Genomic DNA, 15,990 nt, shown 5'->3' on the forward strand with positions numbered 1-15,990 from the left:
GCCAAAGGGCATGCCTTCAAGGATAAGCAGCGTTCCGCGCGTTAGGAAGGGGATGGTGGTTGGGGAATGCCTTGGCCAAAGCGCGGCGGTGCCAGCATCAGGTAAGTCCTGAGGTATTCGGCATGGCTCCAGAGAAGGGGAGTGACTGAAAGGGGGCTCTTGTCGAACGGACTTATCTGCTCTGGCAGCAGGTTTGAGGCCGTCTTAACCGACCTGATCCAGTCCAATAGTTTCTCGGCCTCCGCCGTTTGGCCCTTGGCGGCGTAGCACTGGGCCAGCCAAGCAGTCGTTATGATCCAAGGATTGCCGGGTTTGCCGGTGTAATCGCCGGCGATCCTTTGGTACTGGTCATTTTCGTACCTGGCTAGACCACCAGACGAGTTAACCCAGAGTTTCTCAACTACCTTGACAACCGAAGACTCCGCCATGGGGTCCTTTGGGTCTATCACCTTGAAGTTGATGACACCCAAAATGCTTGAGTCGATCGTGGGATCGGTACTCACTATCTTTCCGTTGTTCACGTGAACTGTTTTATAGAACGCCCGCGTCGCGGGATTAAACATGTAATTTTTCAACGCCCAAGCGACTTCGTCAGCGGCCTTTCCCCACGTAGTTGCATGCGGTGCGTCGCCCAGAATCCTCGCGAATTGGCTCGCAGCTCTGAGGCCAGCAACAACGGAGGCCACGGTATATGTGTGAACGCCGAGCTTCTCTTCCCACAGGTCGTAGCTTTCAAGCGGTAACTTGAGGACCGGATCTCTAAATTTCGTCATGAAGTCCGCGGCCCTTGCAAGCGTATCGTAGACCTCCTTCAGTAGGTCATAATCCCGCGAGCCCGTGAAATAGTCCCAAAAGGTGTATATGAGCGTAGCTACCTCGTCCTCTTGGAAGTTGAGCGAGGTGTCACTCCTCACGGTCCAGGCATGCCAGGTACTGCCCATGGTCCCGTCGGCGTTAAACTTCTGATACAGATAGCCCTCCGGATTGAATAACCTGAACGCAAAGGAAAAGTACTTCCTGGTGAATGCCCAATAGCCGGCCATGTTTATCACAGAGGCCACGAGCGAGGCATCGCGAGGCCATGTGTAAGCGTAAGTGTCGAGGTTGAACTTCAATATGCTGGTATCGAGGGAGGCAGGTATAGCCCCATTATCTCCCACGTGGCCTAGCAGAACGGCCAAGCTTGTCTTCGCGAGGGAATCCGATAGCGAGCGATCTGACGTGATCTCTTCCCAATACATCGTCGTCTTATTCATGTGGAAATCGGGATGCGCCTTTAACTCGGCCACCCTTTGGCGGACAACCTCGTGGTCAGGCCCAGCCACGATGAAGTAATAGAAGTCCTTCGACGCTATCGAGAGGGCAGACGCAACCGAGCCCTGAGCTATTGGGTTCTTACCGAGAGACCCATCTTCGCAGTCGGGCAGCACGACGTTTTGGTCGCGTCTACCCGTGGTGTACTCGTATATGGGAGAAGTTGATGCCATGCCAAACCAAGTATCATCTTTGTAGTGGTAAACCGTATCTTCCGCTGGATCGTAGAAGGCGGTATCGCCTATCTCGTAATCGTTCAGCTTAAAGTCGTTGTAAAATATCACCCGAACAAAGCCAGGCCCCTCGATGGAGACCTTCCTTATTATGGCAGGATAATCTAGGCATACAACGTCTTGCATGGAAATGCTCAGGCCGTCCCATTGAGCGTGCAGGGAACCCCTCAGGCCATCCATGCCAACGCCCTTTTGCTTTACGCTTTCAAGCCACGCAAAGTTGCCATCATGCCATATGCCGATCTTGAACCTACCTCCGACGGAGTGATTGTGCTTACCCAGGTATGGGTAGTAGAGATCGCGCACGTAATAATCTGAGTCGTAAAGGGCGGCCAAAGAGCCATTGCTTATGAATATAGACCTCATGAACTGATCTGGGCTTATGGTATAAACTTTTCCTAATGGTTTTCTGTTGCACGTTTCTAAGTGATATGCATTTTTTGGTTTCTTGCGATTTGCGGTTGCAATTTAAATGGCCTGTTAAACATGGGCGCTTTCTAAAAGCGGATTCTTGGAAGTCTTCGTCCGTAAACCATCTCTTCCTGGTGTCTTCAGCAATAAAGATGAATTGTTGCGGATTCGGCATTTTGAAAGACGACTTACTTACTTTCGTCTTATTGCTGCCAAGTTACCTTCAAGCCAATTTAAAGTCGATATTATCAGTTTTCCTCTCATAACTAAAATTGAGTAAATTTTTAACGATGAAAAAATCTCCTTGCACGCGAACGTTGGGCTGGGCAAGCAGCTTTTCCGTTTGTAAGAGCGTCAAGCAGTTTTTCAGATTGCCCAAAGGTACCTTGTACTCGTGAAGGCCGACGGCTTCCCTTTACGTCCACGGGCCACTAGATCGTGTAGCTCCTGATAAACGAGCGGAGTCTTTTCCTTGGCGTGAAGGAGGGGATGACCGAGGTCAGGAGGCCGAGAGGAAAGGGGATGGCAAAGGAGAGAAAAAGAAAATAAGGGAGAGAGGAAAGGGTACTCGAGGTCGCTGTCCCGAAGCTCGACCAGGTCTCCGTTCTCACGAGGAGCGTTGCTTTTTCCTCGGACTCCGTCAGGCTTCTCTCGGAGTACCACATCCCCCTGGTCTTCTACTCCGGCTAGTTCGTCTTTATAAGCTTTCGTTAATAATTCATGAGGGATCGCGTTTTTTCCTTAGTGTTAAATAACGTAATGTGCAAGTACGAAACAAGTATTAAGCTTCTCTGAAGAGGAGCCTGACACAGAGATCATAGCGATTTCTTAAAAATAAAAACACTTTTAGCAAAGAGAGAAATCTGGAATTATATTAAGGTGAAAATAAAAGATACGGGTCTATTTATTAAGAAGAAGGAAACCGTTATTTGACTACCCGCTTGCGCAGAGATTTAAAAAGCCGTGGGCTTGCGACGCTATAGTCTGCTATGCTAGGGCAGTAATGCGAAAATGTAGAGGTGAAATTCCTAATTTTTCATGGCGATGTTATGCTCTTTCAGTAGTTTTGGTATGATTGCCGCTATTTCTTTCCCCCTGTAGCCTTCTTCGTGTCTGTAAATAGTCTGGAATTTTCTTCCATGCCCGTGGAAGCCGATCCATTCGGGTTCGCCGTCATAGAAGTCAGACATTTCCACGTAAAGAGTGCCCTTGGGGGGAGAACCACTTACCTGAATAACGAGCGTGGACAACTGGCCGTTATTACCGTAAACAGGCACCACAAGTAGTTCTCTGTGTGAATCATAGCCATAGCCGTATTTATACATTATAAACTTTTTTATTGTCTCTTCGGCAGTTTCATTAGGTTTCTGATCTTCTGCCAAGGTTCACGGTCCCCATTATAGATCGCATCATGCCAATATAAACATTGTGCAAACCGAGCGTTGTTGAATAATGCTCATGAAATTTCGATGGCTGCTACTGTTTCATGAGGAAAAACCGGAGGAAAGCCGAAAATTCCTCATGAGACCCGATTTATTGCAAAAATTATGAGTAAATTCATGAGCAGTTCTCGAATTATTCAACAATGCAGCAAACCGAATACCGATCCGTTAAACCGACATATTATTATACTCGCTGTACCTGACTGGGTTATTTGGTAAGCAATCGTGGTACCTTCCGCGTAGTACTTCACACAGCGAAAAATCTAAGCGTCTGCGTATATCCCCCTTTCCGAGAGGGTGCAGAGGATAGTCGACATGTGGAGGCAGAAGGTGAGGGACTACGACCGCATATACCAGGAGGGCGTGGCGGTACTGAGCGACATAAACGAGGGCGACAAGAGGAGGGATGAGCTGGGATTCCCTTATAGGGTTGAAGAAGGAGTACGGGCTTTCCCTCAAGGACGTGGATGCCCTGCAGGAGGAAGTGATGAGGTGGGTGTACCGTTATGAGTCGCAGGTTCGAAGGCATAGACTATGAGGTGGTCAGGAGGCGCGTGAGGTACCCAAGGCTGGAGCTGAAGACGTGCAAGCTGGTCGTTGTGCTTCCGCTCGAATACGAGGACGAGCAGGGCCTCATAAAGAGGCACAAGAGGTGGCTCAGCTCCAGGCTGGAGGAGATCGCCGAAAGCAGGAAGAGGGCGGAGGGATTGCCGCTGGGGACTTGCTCGAGTGACGCGCTGAGGGGCGAGGTGAGGTCCGCCCTTTCAGAATACGAGGAAGAGCTTGGCGTTAAGGTCAACGCCGTCTTTTTCAGGAGGATGAACTCCAAGTGGGCCAGCCTCTCGAAGAGGGGAAACCTCACCGTGAACACGTTGTTGGCCTGCCTTCCAGATATGTACGTCCGTTACGCGGTCTTCCACGAGCTGGCCCACTTCTTCCGCAGAAAGCATGACGGCAAGTTCTGGAGGTTGGTCGAGAAGGAGTTCAAGGACCACGCTGGAATCGAGGGAGACCTTAGGGCTTACTGGTTCAGGCTGGCCCGCGAGGGGGCGGGGTGATGGGGCCCCTGCGCGGGAACGCCAACTGGTTGCCGGCGACCAGCGGGAGGACGCGCGGGTTTCGCTGGACGCCACTGGGTTGATCGCGCTGCCGGAGGGCCGCGAAATCGTTCACCGGTCGTAGGACTTATGGCGTTTGAAAGTAAGGTGCCCTTCAATTTGCGGTCGTTCCCGGGTTTTGACTGCCTCGCGCGCTTCGAGGCAGCCCGCAACTTTTGCCCTCGCTCCTCCTGCCAGCCGACCGCCCAGGTCTCACCCGGCTTCGGCGGTGCCGCGCTTGCTTGCCATTGCTCGCACTTTGCTTCTTACTGATATTACCGACGCTTACTGCAGTTTACCGACGCTTAATCCTGTTTACTGACGTTACTGATGTTTACTAGTGGACTAAAATTGAGGCCCCTAGGGCGTACCCGTATAGTATGCGCAAAGGCCGGAGCAAGTAGCACCATTTTTTCATCCGATTTCCTGCAAAAATTCTATACCTTACAGAAAAAACCCAGAAAAACGATAAAATTAAAAATTCTTCTGGGACCCTTATCCGTGAAACCGCTAAACGTATACCTTCCGTCGGATATCCGCGCCGCCCTGTCTTCCTCCAGTAAAAATAGCCCAAGCCTATCCCGTTTTCTGACCGACCGTCTTGGGGAGCTCGCTCGGGACGGGGACTCCTTCCTCCTTCCGGAGGAGGAGGCTGCCATATCAAGGGCCTCAAAGGAGTACTCAATCCGCCTTAAGCTTCCCGCTTCCCTCAAGAGGGAGCTCGAGGACAGGGCCTCGAGCGAAGGGAGGAGCGCCTCGCGCCTGGCCTGCGCCCTTCTCATGAACTACGCCCTCAAGGATAGGGACGCGCGCGTTGCGCACTCGGCGCTCTTCAAGGCGTCGAGGGAGGCTATCGAGAAGTTCGTGGAGACTGGGGATAAGTCAGCCCTGTCTGTCTCGTCGGCCCCGGTCCACACATGGGAGTCAAGCAATTACGAGGCGCTTGGAAGGCGCTTCTACAACGTCCTCGCCTCGCTGCAGGGCGAGCAGAGGGTAGCGGAGGCCCTTAGGGAAACGCCGGAGAGGGCATCCGCTATTTTTGACGATTACGAGGAGACCGTGAAGGCGCTCATTGAGGACGGCAAGAAGTACCCCGACGCGAAAAAAGAGCTGGAAAGGCTCGGCGAGCAGCTCAAGGGCAAGGATGAGATCGCAGCGCGGCTGCAGGACGCGAAAAAGCAGCTTCAGCTCGACGCTGCAACGATAAAGCAGAGCGAGAAGTTGGCTGAAACCAGGCGCGTAGAGGTTTTGAGGCTGCTGAAGGAGCGCGACAAGGCCCAAAAGAAGCTTCAGACGGTGGACGACCTTCAAGAGAAGCTCAAAGGGGCTCGGGAAAGGATAGCCGAACTTATCCTACTAAGGGACTCCCTTCAAAGTGAGAACGCCCGGCTACGCTCCAAAGTCAATCGGCAGGCAATCGAACTGAAAGCGAAAGATGAAAAGATAGCCGAGCTCACCAAGCAGCTCGAGAATCAAAAAAAGGATGCGGATCTCTTAAATCAAGAGCGCGAAGAATATGAAGAGCAGCTCGAGGACAGGATCTCTGACCTGGAGTCCCAGAAGAACTCCCTCATGGAGAACCGCGATTTGGCCGTCCTATGGCTGACAGAGGCGAGGACCCGCTCGCGCCTCGCGGGGGTTGCGGTGGAAGTGCAACGCGGGGAAACCGACGAAACCCCCTTTGCGGACTTGGCGGCACAGATGGCGGAGATGGGTGAGAAGTTCGCCTGGAAGGCCGGAGAGCTTCAGGAGAGAGCAAACGCCAGCGCCGAGGCATCCGCGCGCCTTTGGTCCTCCCTTTCCGTCTTCGCGGACCAGAAGGACGCGAAGGAACTCCTGGACAGGGCAAACGAGGGCGTCAAGGGAAAGGTCTCGGTGAAGCTTGAGGACCAAGTGGCTATGATAAGGGGTTACGACGACAAGCGCAAGCTCGTCCTTGGGTTTGGCTTCGTGAGGTACGCGGCAAACTCCATACTGGCGAGGGCCCTAGACGTATACACCAGCGCCCTTTTGCCCAGGGAATATAAGCTGGAGGAGCTCAAGCAGCTTAGATATGAGGCAGCGAACTTCTCGCTTAACCCCAGGCCTTCGCTCGTACTTCAGGGTGGAATCCGCGTCCCGTCGCTCGTGGAGCTCGTAAAGAAGCAGAACGCAGAGCAGAACTACGCGAACCTGGCGTCCCTTTACGGCGATACGGTCGACATTTACACCTACATGATTATGGGACACGTTTCATCGAGGGTTCAAGCGCTTATAGACAGGTTATCAGGCAAGAGCTGATCGCTCTTGTTGGACCTTTGAAAGATGTAGCATCCTCGGCATGTGCGGCACTAACCATAGAAAGGTTCTGCTGGCTGCATCTTTTTCCCATTACCGCGATTTCAGCGCCGGCCAGCGATTGAGATCTTCGTAGGGAAAAGCGTATAGGGTTCTATTCTTATCGTCACATGGGAAGCACGAGTCCAAAAGACGATTCGGAGGGCGGCGCCGACGAAAGAGCTGGCGCTAGCCATAGAGAACCGAGCCCAAAGGAACTGGAAAAGCTACCGCTCGAACAAGTCTTGAAGGTTTTGGACGCGTCTACCGGTGGCCTCACCGACGAAGAGGCACAAAAGAGGCTTTCCAAGTACGGCCCCAACGAGATACCGGAAAAAGAGCAGAACCCGATCTTGAAGTTCTTATCGTACTTCGTAGAGCCCATGTCCATAGCCATAGAGGTGGCGGCTATCCTATCCGCTTTCTTGGGTAGGTGGGATGACTTCGCGCTAATAATCGCTTTGCTCCTCACTAACGTGGTCATCGCCTTCTGGCAGGAGAGGAGCGCTGGAAACGCCGTGAAGGCACTAATGAGCAAGCTCGCCGTTCAGGCCAGGGTGCTCAGGGACGGCAAGTGGACGACCGTACCGGCGAAATTGCTCGTCCCAGGTGACGTGATTCGGTTGAGGATGGGCGATGTCGTCCCCGCCGATGCGAGGCTCCTCGATGGCTCCTATCTCAGCGTCGACCAGTCAGCCCTTACCGGCGAGTCCCTCCCAGTCTCAAAGGAAAAAGGAGACGCCGTTTACTCAAGCTCGCTGGTGAGACAAGGCGAAATGACGGCGGTGGTCACGGGCACGGGGACCAGGACCATGTTCGGAAAGACGGCGACGTTGACCAGCCAAGCGGTTAAGACCTCGGGAATGCAGAAGGTGATAAGCAAGGTCCTCTACATACTGGTAGGCTTTGCGGTAGCCCTTGACGCGATAATCCTTGTTGACGGGGTGGTAGTTCACACCCCCTTCCTTGACAGCCTGTTGTTCTCGCTTATCCTGCTCGTGGCGTCGATCCCCATCGCCATGCCGGTCGTGCTGACGGTTACCATGGCGCTGGGGGCCCTGGAACTTGCAAAGAAAAACGCCATAGTCACCAGGTTTGCCTCCATCGAGGAGCTTTCGGTGATGGACGTGCTCTGCAGCGACAAGACGGGCACCCTGACTCAGAACAAGATAACCGTGGGGGAGGTGATCCCCTACGGCTCGCACGACGCGAGGGAGGTCCTGCTATACGCTGCGCTAGCGTCAAAGGCTGAGAACTTGGACGCCATCGATCAGGCTATATTTGCAAAGGCGCAGGAGGTGGGCGTCACCTCTCAGCTTTCCAACTACGTTCAGGAGGAGTTCGTGCCCTTCGACCCAGTAAGAAAGAGAACCCAGGCCAAGATCTCAGTCAAGCAGCAGGCCGCGGTCAGGGTCAACGGCTCGGAGTCACTGTCGGGGGCGGGTGGATCTGGGCCCACGTTCTGGGTGATAAAAGGTGAGCCCAACACCGTGATCTCGATCTGCGGGCCTCAGGCAAAGGGTGCACTGGCGGACGTCGATCGCATGGCCGTGAAGGGGAACAGGGTGATAGCGGTGGCTACTTCAAGGGACAACAGGGCGTACGAGCTGATCGGCCTTGTGGCGCTTTTCGATCCTTTAAGGGAGGATTCCAGGTCGACGGTGGAGATGGCGCGCAAGCTGGGCGTTGACGTGAAGATGGTAACGGGCGACAACGCGGCCATAGCCAGGGAGATAGGCAGGCAGATAGGGCTTGAGGGAGAGGTGCTCACTCATGATCAGCTAGGCACGGCCGACAAGCAGAGGATAGAATCGGCCAGGATATTCGCGCAGGTTTACCCCGAGGACAAGTACGCCATAGTTAGGGCGCTCAAGGGCAATGGCCACACGGTTGGCATGACGGGAGACGGCGTCAACGACGCTCCCGCGCTGAAAGAGGCCCAGGTGGGGATCGCGGTTTACGGGGCTACCGACGTGGCGAAAAACGCGGCTGACCTGGTGCTCTCAGCGCCGGGGCTCTCGGTCATCGTGGATGCCGTTATGGAGGGAAGGAGGACCTTTCAGAAGATGCTGAGCTACGTGCTCTACAGGGTGACCGAAACCGTCAGGATCTTGGTCTTCATAACGGCGGTGATCTTGGCGTGGCACTTCTATCCCATCACCGCCCTAATGCTCGTGCTCCTTGCCCTGCTCAACGATCTCCCGATAATCGCCGTATCAACCGACAAGGTCAGGCCATCGAATAGGCCCGAGATATGGGATATGAAGTACGTCGCAGGCCTGTCGAGCACGTTGGGCCTCATGGGCGCGGGAGAGACGATCCTGCTGATCTACTTGTCGTTTCTGTTCCACGTAAGTCTTGTGGTTATCCCCACGATCGTGTTCTTGAAGCTCATAGTGTCAGGGCACTTCACCATGTTCGTGACCAGAGATAGGTCCGCCTTTTGGCGCCACCCGCCAAGCTTCGCGCTTTTCCTCGCTCTCATATCAACGATGGTGGTGGGCTACTTCCTGGGAGCGTTGGGCCTTGGCATGGCACCAATTGGATGGTACGTGGCTGCTCTGGTGGTTGGCTACGCGTTCTTCTGGTTCCTAGTCGAGGACGGCCTCAGGATGGTTTACGATAGGGTGCTTGCCGCGGTTTCTAAGCCAAAGCCCAGGAAGCCGATACTTCCGTCCGCCAACCTCCCGTTCCATGAGGTATCCCCTTGCTCAAGTCAACGGGCGCGTTGTCAAGCCTTATGAGGACGTGGGTGCGATCGCGGCTCCAATCCCTAAACGTGTACACCTCCTCCACGATTTCAAAAGCATGGGGAAGAAGCTTCTCGTTAGCAAACCGCATAGGAAAGGCCTTCCCTTGTTTGCCCTTGTTGGCCTTCCTACATTCTTCCAGGACCCTTGGGCCCTGGCGTCAAGCAGGAAGATTACCTCCCTTAACGAGCTCCTTTTGCTGAGAACGAGGATCACGTCTATGGCTATTATCCTTAGCTGCCACCTTTTAGAGCTGCTGGCTCCATTGGCTCTGACCACCGCTTGTTTCGGATACTGAAGGCTCTCTCAGGAATTTTTTAAAAATCTAGCGCCAGTTTTAGCTGAATCTAATCCAGATTCATTTCTATGCAGCTGCTTATGATCTTATTTACTGTTGCGTCAAAATCTGAAACTGGGCTTTCAAGGCCGTGCCTGTTTGCAGCGTATTCCATTTTGCTGTAAACTACCTGCGTGGCTCCATGTCCTTTGTCATACACCAGTATCCTGCTGGGAAGGTCAATGGCCAGCGTCGGCCTTTTGAGCATCAGAGCAGTTCCGGCTTTTGGGTTTCCAAAAAGCAACACCTTTGTATCCGGCATTTCTAGGCCGACCTCCCTTGCGGCCTTTGCATGGTCGATGATCGTGAAAACAACGAACCCGTTTTTCCTTAAAACATCAATGAGGCATTCTATGGCATCAGATACGCTGCGATCTGTGCCATAAATAACCAAACCGTTGGTCATGGATTTTTTCTGGTGTGGCGCCAAGACACTTACGTCATCTCCGTTGCGCGTGATTAAACGAAGCGTCTCCCTGGATTTAAGTTTTTGGCCAATCTTACTTCGTTGCATAAATCTCAGAGAATTTAGCGGCCACGGGTTTTTAATGAGCAAAAAGGGAAGAAAATCTGAAATCCCTTATGAAATTTGATTTTTTGTAAAGTTCGTAAGGGACTTCATGGGGCGGTTCTCGAGCTATGCAACAAAGCAGGTTCAAGTCCGCTGGGACTACACAGAGCGTTAATCGTGTGTTTTTTCTGCTTATATGAGCTTATTTAAATGGTTTGAAAATAAACAAACGCAGCGGTAATGAAGAGGATAAGGCTAACTAGGTAGTCAAAATAGGCCGGGTTCAGCCGTCTGAGCGCGAACCCTGTTGCAAGCGAGGCAGCAGCTACGACCGCCAGCAGCGAAGCAATACCGGCTGATGTAAACTACCCCGGTCTTGCGGACGGGGCTTTGGGGTTTCCAGTGGCCATCGCGGCGCACCTTCATCTCCCCTTCGGGGTGTTTACTTACTTACGTACGTACCCCAGACCCATGCCTCTCCTTAAGGCACCGGCTACTTGCGGTCGCGTTGAGGTCGCGGTTGCAGGGGAACATCCGCAAATTTTTTACTCATGTGTGCGTTTAGACTTGACCTCGTCCTTACGGGCGGGGTCTCTGGTGAGAAAAGATGAACAGGAATGGGCCAGCCATAACACGGTTATGCCAAATACGTCAATAAGTGTTGCCGATTTTTAAATTATTGCATAATTCCAGAGAGAAGCTCTAGCGCGTGGGATAAGTATGGTTAGAGCTCTTTGTCTGCATACCATTGTGGCTCTAACCACCATTTATTTCTCTCTCCCGAAAGCTCTCTCAGAAATTGCGCAGCGATTCAAGTACTCTTACGCTTGCGGGGGGATAATGAGCACGCTCTTCTCGCCCCAGCCAAATGGTCTCGGGAAAATCACGGAAATGCGCGTCTCGGGTCAGCACCTTGCCCCCGATCTCTCTTGCGATTGCCAAAATGGCCGCGTCGAAGAGGCTGGGATCGCCTAGTCTCTTTTCTTTGGCCATTGCGGCGAGCTCGAAATAGCATTTGGTGGCCAGCAGCGCGGTCTTCTCGCCAACCCCTGCTATCCTTGAGGTGCGTACCACGTGGTCAAGCAACTCCTCGCCCTCTTTTTCGTTGAGGCCTTCCCTTGCGAATTTCCTCGCCAGCTCCGCGAGCACGAGGTCCGGGATCATCAGCTCATCTGCGTGTCCCATTACCTCGAGGGCTGTTTTGCCCTTATCGCCGCCGCGGAATACCTCTACCCAGGCGTATGAATCGACGACGATCTTCACCGCGATCTTCCTCTGAGAATGGCCTCAGCTTTTCCCGGGCCGCCCCGAAGGCGCTGGATAAGAGCAACCTGTGTCTCTCCTCGATCAGGGCGAGTATGACGTCATTCATCGTGGTGGAGCCGGTTTCAGCTCTCAGTTTTTTGAGCTCTTCCAAGGTGCGCTTCGAGATTTTTACGATGGTTTCTTGGGTCATAGTTATATCATATTAATTTATACCGGTATATAAATATATTTTAATAGCGTTATTTGCGGTATATGTTTTTGAATGGTAGCCCAGGGGCTGCAACTTTGATCGGTGTAATATACTCGCATGCGAGCCGAAGTTTAGAAGCTACCCGCGACGGACGGCCGCCTCGGATTTGAATACGGCTGTAGTTTAGGAGGATTAAATCTTCAAAAGTAGGGGAAATATCTCGCGGATAGCTCAAGCGTACCTCATCTATATCATAAGGGGCGGGTAGAGCTCTGGGATAGGGGCATCGATTTTCGGGTAGGATTTATCCAACAAAGCACGAGTAGCACATCGTTTATATGGGAGGGTGCGCAAGATGATGTCTTGTATCAGATGCTTACGTTCATCGAAATGCTCGCTGCAAGCGTGATAGCTGGCTTCATAGGGGCTCTCACGGGGCTTGGCGGAGGTACGGTACTCGTGCCAATATACACGATATTGATGGGCATGCCGATAATATACGCCGTAGGTGCAAGCCTGATTTCAACGATAGCAACGTCAAGCGGCTCGGCATCGGCCTACGTGAAAGAAGGGATAACGAACATAAGGATAGGCATTTCGTTAGAGATTGCCACGACCTTTGGGGCCATAGTTGGGTCACTAACCGTCGTTACGATTTATCGGTATGGGCTCGCTTACATAATATACATAGTTTTTGGTGCCGTGCTTTTGTTCTCTCTTTACCCGACTTACAAAAGAATATCGCCAAGACCTTGGACCCCTATCCGCAAGCCAGATAAAACTACCAAAATATTCAACCTATATGGCGAGTATTACGATGAGGTTAGGAAGACCAACGTGAAGTATTACGGCGTTAGGTGGTGGCTTGGCCTTATCGTTATGTTTATGGCTGGTTTCATATCGGGCCTTCTGGGAATCGGCTCCGGCGCGCTGAAGGTTCTGGGCATGGACGCTGCCATGGGCCTCCCCATAAAGGTTACTACTACCACAAGCAATTTCATGATCGGCGTCACGGCTGCTACTAGCAGCGGGATTTACTGGGTTAATGGCTACATTCAACCGTTCATAGCCGCTCCCACGGCAATAGGAGTTCTTGTGGGATCGCTGCTTGGTACAAGAGCTCTTGTTCGCATGAAGGGGCGGAACATAAGGATCATCTTTCTCATAATACTTGGGATCCTGGGGGTTGAGATGATATTTCGCGGCTTGGGACTTATGGGGTGGTCCATATGAGATTTAGCATTGAGAAAGCGATCAGCTACTCGCTTATAACCGGGGTAATGGTCAGCTCTGGCCTAATAATCTTGGGCTTGGCCCTTATATTCGCCCAAGGAGGCGCAGGCCCTTACGGATTTGCTCAGATAAGTTCGTTTACGTCTGCGGTGAACTCGAAAACGTTTGGAGTTAACGAAGTATTCAGCGGTTTGAGCGCTTTCAACGGCATATCTTACATATACTTGGGAATAATGGTCCTTATAGTTACACCAATAATGAGGGTTATACTGCTGATATTTCAATTCTTATATGAGCGCAATAGGCTTTATTTCGTAATATCGGTGATAGTGCTTTTTAATATGTTGTTCGCCCTCTTACTTCTTCCTAGATTTATATCTTGATGAGCGGGTTAGTGGCTCAGGCTTTTAGAGCGAGGCTTACCCACCTCCATAATTAAATTGTCGGTCCGCTAAAGCGGGAAGCCTTCCGTTAGGATGGAATCACTTAGTGCGGGAGGCGGAGCCGCATAGCGTTTCCTTAAACGCTGTGATTTGTAACGCGTGATCGTCGCTAGGGCGCGCTTCAGCGTTGCCTGTGCGTCGTGCCCGTTTTAATGTAAGCTTTTATAGTCCGTATCGGGTAAAATCGACATGCCGATAATAGAGGCAAAACGTCTGAGGAAGCGCTACGGCAGCTTCGAGGCGCTCAAGGGCATCGACTTCGAGGTCCAGGAGGGAAAGGTCGTTGCCCTTGTGGGTCCCAACGGTGCAGGCAAAACAACGACCCTTAAGATACTTTCCGGTTTTCTGAGGCCAACCGAGGGGAAAGTCTCCATAATGGGAAAGGATCCGTGGAGCCATCCGGAGCTCAAGAAGGACGTGGCATACATACTGGATAGGCCAAACTTCCCGCCTCACGTTAAGGTTAAGGACTTCTTGAAGGAGGCCGCCCTCATGGTTGGAGAGGCGCCGGACGTGGGAGAGGAGTACCTAAAGGCTCTTGGACTTCAAGAGTACGCGCAGAGGAGTTTCTCGAAGCTGTCAGCAGGAAACATGCAGAAGTTCGCCATAGCGGTTGCGCTATTGAGAAGGCCGAAGCTCGTGGTCGCCGACGAGCCTTCATCAAACTTGGATCCCGGCGCAAGAGCACAGCTCTACGACCTTATCATCAAGTTGAGGAAGGAGAACGGCACCACCTTCTTCATATCCTCGCACGTCTTGACGGAAATGGAGAAGGTTGCAGACGAGGTCATAATAATGGCGGAGGGCCAGATCAAGGCCCAAGCGCCGTTGGGTCAGCTTGCCTCGTCGCTCAGCGGTAGCTCCTTCAGGATAACCACGGATAAGCCGGAGCTGCTTGCTGAGGCGCTCAAGGGCCAAGTCGTCGAAGGAAAAGTCATGATCGGCGAGCAATCGGCAAGCCTCAGCACCATCGATGAGGCGGCGAAGAGGGTTGGCGCTAAGATTATCTCGGTGGAGCGGGTTGGTTCGTCTCTCGATGAGATATTCAAGAAGCTGGTGGGAGAAGAATGAGCGCGTTTTGGAGGTTTCTAAAGCTTAGCGTGCAGGAGGACTACAGGATGCCCATTGCGGAGCTTTTCGCCTTCCTGATGGCCTTGGCTCCCCTTACCCTTTACGCGTCTGGGGTTAACTACGCGGTGCTGAAGGGATCAGCGGCCTTCTCGTTCCTCTCCTCGGCGCTTGGCTTGGCTGGCTTTCTCTTCCTGATACTCATACTGAAGAACGTCTCCTTCGGGATTGGGGCCGACCTCGAGAAGGGGATAACAAACACTTTCCTGACTTTCCCCATGAGCAGGGCCAAGTACTTGGCGGCAAAGCTGGTCTCGGGCGCTCTTATCCCCTTTGTCATGTTCATGGTCGCCCCTCTTCCGGTGGCGCTCGCTTTCGCGCCTCACTTCTCGGACTGGGTAGTGCTCCTGCTCTACTGGGGAGTAGAGGCCTCTGGAATGATGGTGATAATAGGGCTCATGGTTCTGGTGGCGCTTGCCACGAAGAAGGGCTCAACGTCCCTGATCGCTGGACTTGCCCTTTACTTCGGATCGGAGTTCGCGAACGCCTTTGCCATATTCTACGCGGAGAGAGGCAACGCAGATCTCTTCTACGTTCTTTCCGTTCTCAACCCTTTAGAGTTGTGGACGGCACACTACAGTAGGATGTTTAGGTCATTCTCGATCTCGGTCAGCGCGACCACTGCGGCAGCTCTGACGGCCACCTCGGCGGCGCTGGGCGTGGCGCTGCTGATAATAGCCTTTATGACCTTTGATAGGGTGATCGACCTTTGAACTACAGGTACGGCCTGATCGTCATGATGGTTGCGCTTCCGCTGATATTGGCATCGCAGCTTCCAACTTACACCGTTTCGTCGGCAAGGGTGTCCGCGACGCTGGCGCCGGGAGATCTGAAGGCTCTTGGAGGGCTCGGATTTAACTATAACACCTCGGAGGCGGTAATAGAAGCGAATGCCACCCAGGTCAGCGGAGGCTTTGAGCTGATGATCTTTAATGGGAGTAACGTGTTGCTGATTGGACCTCCCTCGAATTTCAGCGGCTTTGTCTACAATAGCACCTTACCATCGGCCGCGTCAAGGCCAGCGAGCTACAATGGCATCTCTACTATTGCCGTCGAGTCCTTGGCGAACCTCAAGCCCATCATAAAGCAACAGCTTTCAGGAGGAAAGGTCAGTTACGTGAAGGTTACGCCCAGCTACAAGCTCTCCTCGATGTGGGTGGTCGTTAACTCAACGGATGCGAGCGGAAAGCTGACCGCGGTCATGACGACTCAGACCCTTCCGGTACCTTCGTACTACCTCTCGGCCGGTCTCTCCCTCCTCTTGATCGGTCTGATCCTCTTCGTGATGGGTTTGCTTACAAGTCATAGGCGCTGAGGTG

At 52.8% G+C, this 15,990-nt stretch carries 14 protein-coding genes; 9 read left to right on the forward strand and 5 right to left on the reverse strand.

The window, feature by feature from the left end:
* Positions 1-41: 41 nt before the first annotated feature.
* The 3 genes from PRZ02_RS01055 to PRZ02_RS01065 form a co-directional block, all read right to left on the reverse strand.
* The gene (locus PRZ02_RS01055) at positions 42-1,913 is read right to left on the reverse strand and encodes a glycoside hydrolase family 15 protein (protein WP_449464003.1); all 1,872 of its coding nucleotides are present in this window, start codon (positions 1,911-1,913) and stop codon (positions 42-44) included.
* Positions 1,914-2,389: 476 nt separating this feature from the next.
* On the reverse strand, positions 2,390-2,623 hold the full coding sequence (locus tag PRZ02_RS01060) for a hypothetical protein (RefSeq protein ID WP_449464004.1): 234 nt from the start codon (positions 2,621-2,623) through the stop codon (positions 2,390-2,392).
* Positions 2,624-2,986: 363 nt separating this feature from the next.
* Entirely contained in the window at positions 2,987-3,340 is a 354-nt protein-coding gene (locus tag PRZ02_RS01065; protein ID WP_449464005.1) for a hypothetical protein, read from the reverse strand.
* A gap of 357 nt (positions 3,341-3,697) precedes the next feature.
* Between PRZ02_RS01065 and PRZ02_RS01070 the strand changes: the two genes are divergently transcribed.
* The 4 genes from PRZ02_RS01070 to PRZ02_RS01085 all read left to right on the forward strand — a co-directional run bounded on the left by PRZ02_RS01070 (position 3,698) and on the right by PRZ02_RS01085 (position 9,557).
* Positions 3,698-3,910 (forward strand): hypothetical protein, encoded by a 213-nt coding sequence (locus tag PRZ02_RS01070; RefSeq protein ID WP_449464006.1) that lies wholly within the window; start codon positions 3,698-3,700, stop codon positions 3,908-3,910.
* A complete protein-coding gene (locus PRZ02_RS01075) occupies positions 3,907-4,458 on the forward strand; it encodes a M48 family metallopeptidase (protein WP_449464007.1) in 552 nt (183 codons plus the stop codon). Before PRZ02_RS01070 ends, PRZ02_RS01075 begins: the two co-directional genes overlap by 4 nt.
* 540 nt (positions 4,459-4,998) lie before the next feature.
* A complete protein-coding gene (locus tag PRZ02_RS01080) occupies positions 4,999-6,777 on the forward strand; it encodes a hypothetical protein (protein ID WP_449464008.1) in 1,779 nt (592 codons plus the stop codon).
* Positions 6,778-6,944: 167 nt separating this feature from the next.
* On the forward strand, positions 6,945-9,557 hold the full coding sequence (locus PRZ02_RS01085; RefSeq protein ID WP_449464009.1) for a plasma-membrane proton-efflux P-type ATPase: 2,613 nt from the start codon (positions 6,945-6,947) through the stop codon (positions 9,555-9,557).
* Positions 9,558-9,910: 353 nt separating this feature from the next.
* On the opposite strand, the gene PRZ02_RS01090 is transcribed toward PRZ02_RS01085, so the two are convergent.
* Complete coding sequence (locus tag PRZ02_RS01090; protein WP_449464010.1) at positions 9,911-10,306, reverse strand: DUF302 domain-containing protein; 396 nt, start codon at positions 10,304-10,306, stop codon at positions 9,911-9,913.
* Between the two features lie 897 nt (positions 10,307-11,203).
* Entirely contained in the window at positions 11,204-11,674 is a 471-nt protein-coding gene (locus PRZ02_RS01095; protein WP_449464011.1) for a PIN domain-containing protein, read from the reverse strand.
* Positions 11,675-12,239: 565 nt separating this feature from the next.
* Between PRZ02_RS01095 and PRZ02_RS01100 the strand changes: the two genes are divergently transcribed.
* The 5 genes from PRZ02_RS01100 (at position 12,240) to PRZ02_RS01120 (ending at position 15,986) form a co-directional block, all read left to right on the forward strand.
* Positions 12,240-13,100 carry a sulfite exporter TauE/SafE family protein gene (locus PRZ02_RS01100; protein ID WP_449464422.1) on the forward strand — a complete coding sequence of 287 codons (861 nt, stop codon included), beginning with the start codon at positions 12,240-12,242 and terminating at the stop codon, positions 13,098-13,100.
* Positions 13,097-13,483, forward strand: a complete 387-nt coding sequence (locus tag PRZ02_RS01105) for a DUF1634 domain-containing protein (protein WP_449464012.1) — start codon at positions 13,097-13,099, stop codon at positions 13,481-13,483. Before PRZ02_RS01100 ends, PRZ02_RS01105 begins: the two co-directional genes overlap by 4 nt.
* Positions 13,484-13,732: 249 nt before the next feature.
* Positions 13,733-14,614, forward strand: a complete 882-nt coding sequence (locus tag PRZ02_RS01110) for an ABC transporter ATP-binding protein (RefSeq protein ID WP_449464013.1) — start codon at positions 13,733-13,735, stop codon at positions 14,612-14,614.
* Positions 14,611-15,384 (forward strand): hypothetical protein, encoded by a 774-nt coding sequence (locus tag PRZ02_RS01115; protein WP_449464014.1) that lies wholly within the window; start codon positions 14,611-14,613, stop codon positions 15,382-15,384. Before PRZ02_RS01110 ends, PRZ02_RS01115 begins: the two co-directional genes overlap by 4 nt.
* Positions 15,381-15,986: a hypothetical protein gene (locus PRZ02_RS01120; RefSeq protein ID WP_449464015.1), complete on the forward strand. Its 606-nt coding sequence runs from the start codon at positions 15,381-15,383 to the stop codon at positions 15,984-15,986. The genes PRZ02_RS01115 and PRZ02_RS01120 overlap by 4 nt, the downstream gene beginning before the upstream one ends.
* The last annotated feature ends 4 nt before the right edge of the window (positions 15,987-15,990 follow it).

It is taken from the genome of Tardisphaera saccharovorans (genome assembly GCF_046635845.1).
Taxonomy (GTDB): Archaea; Thermoproteota; Thermoprotei_A; order Marsarchaeales; family UBA168; genus UBA168.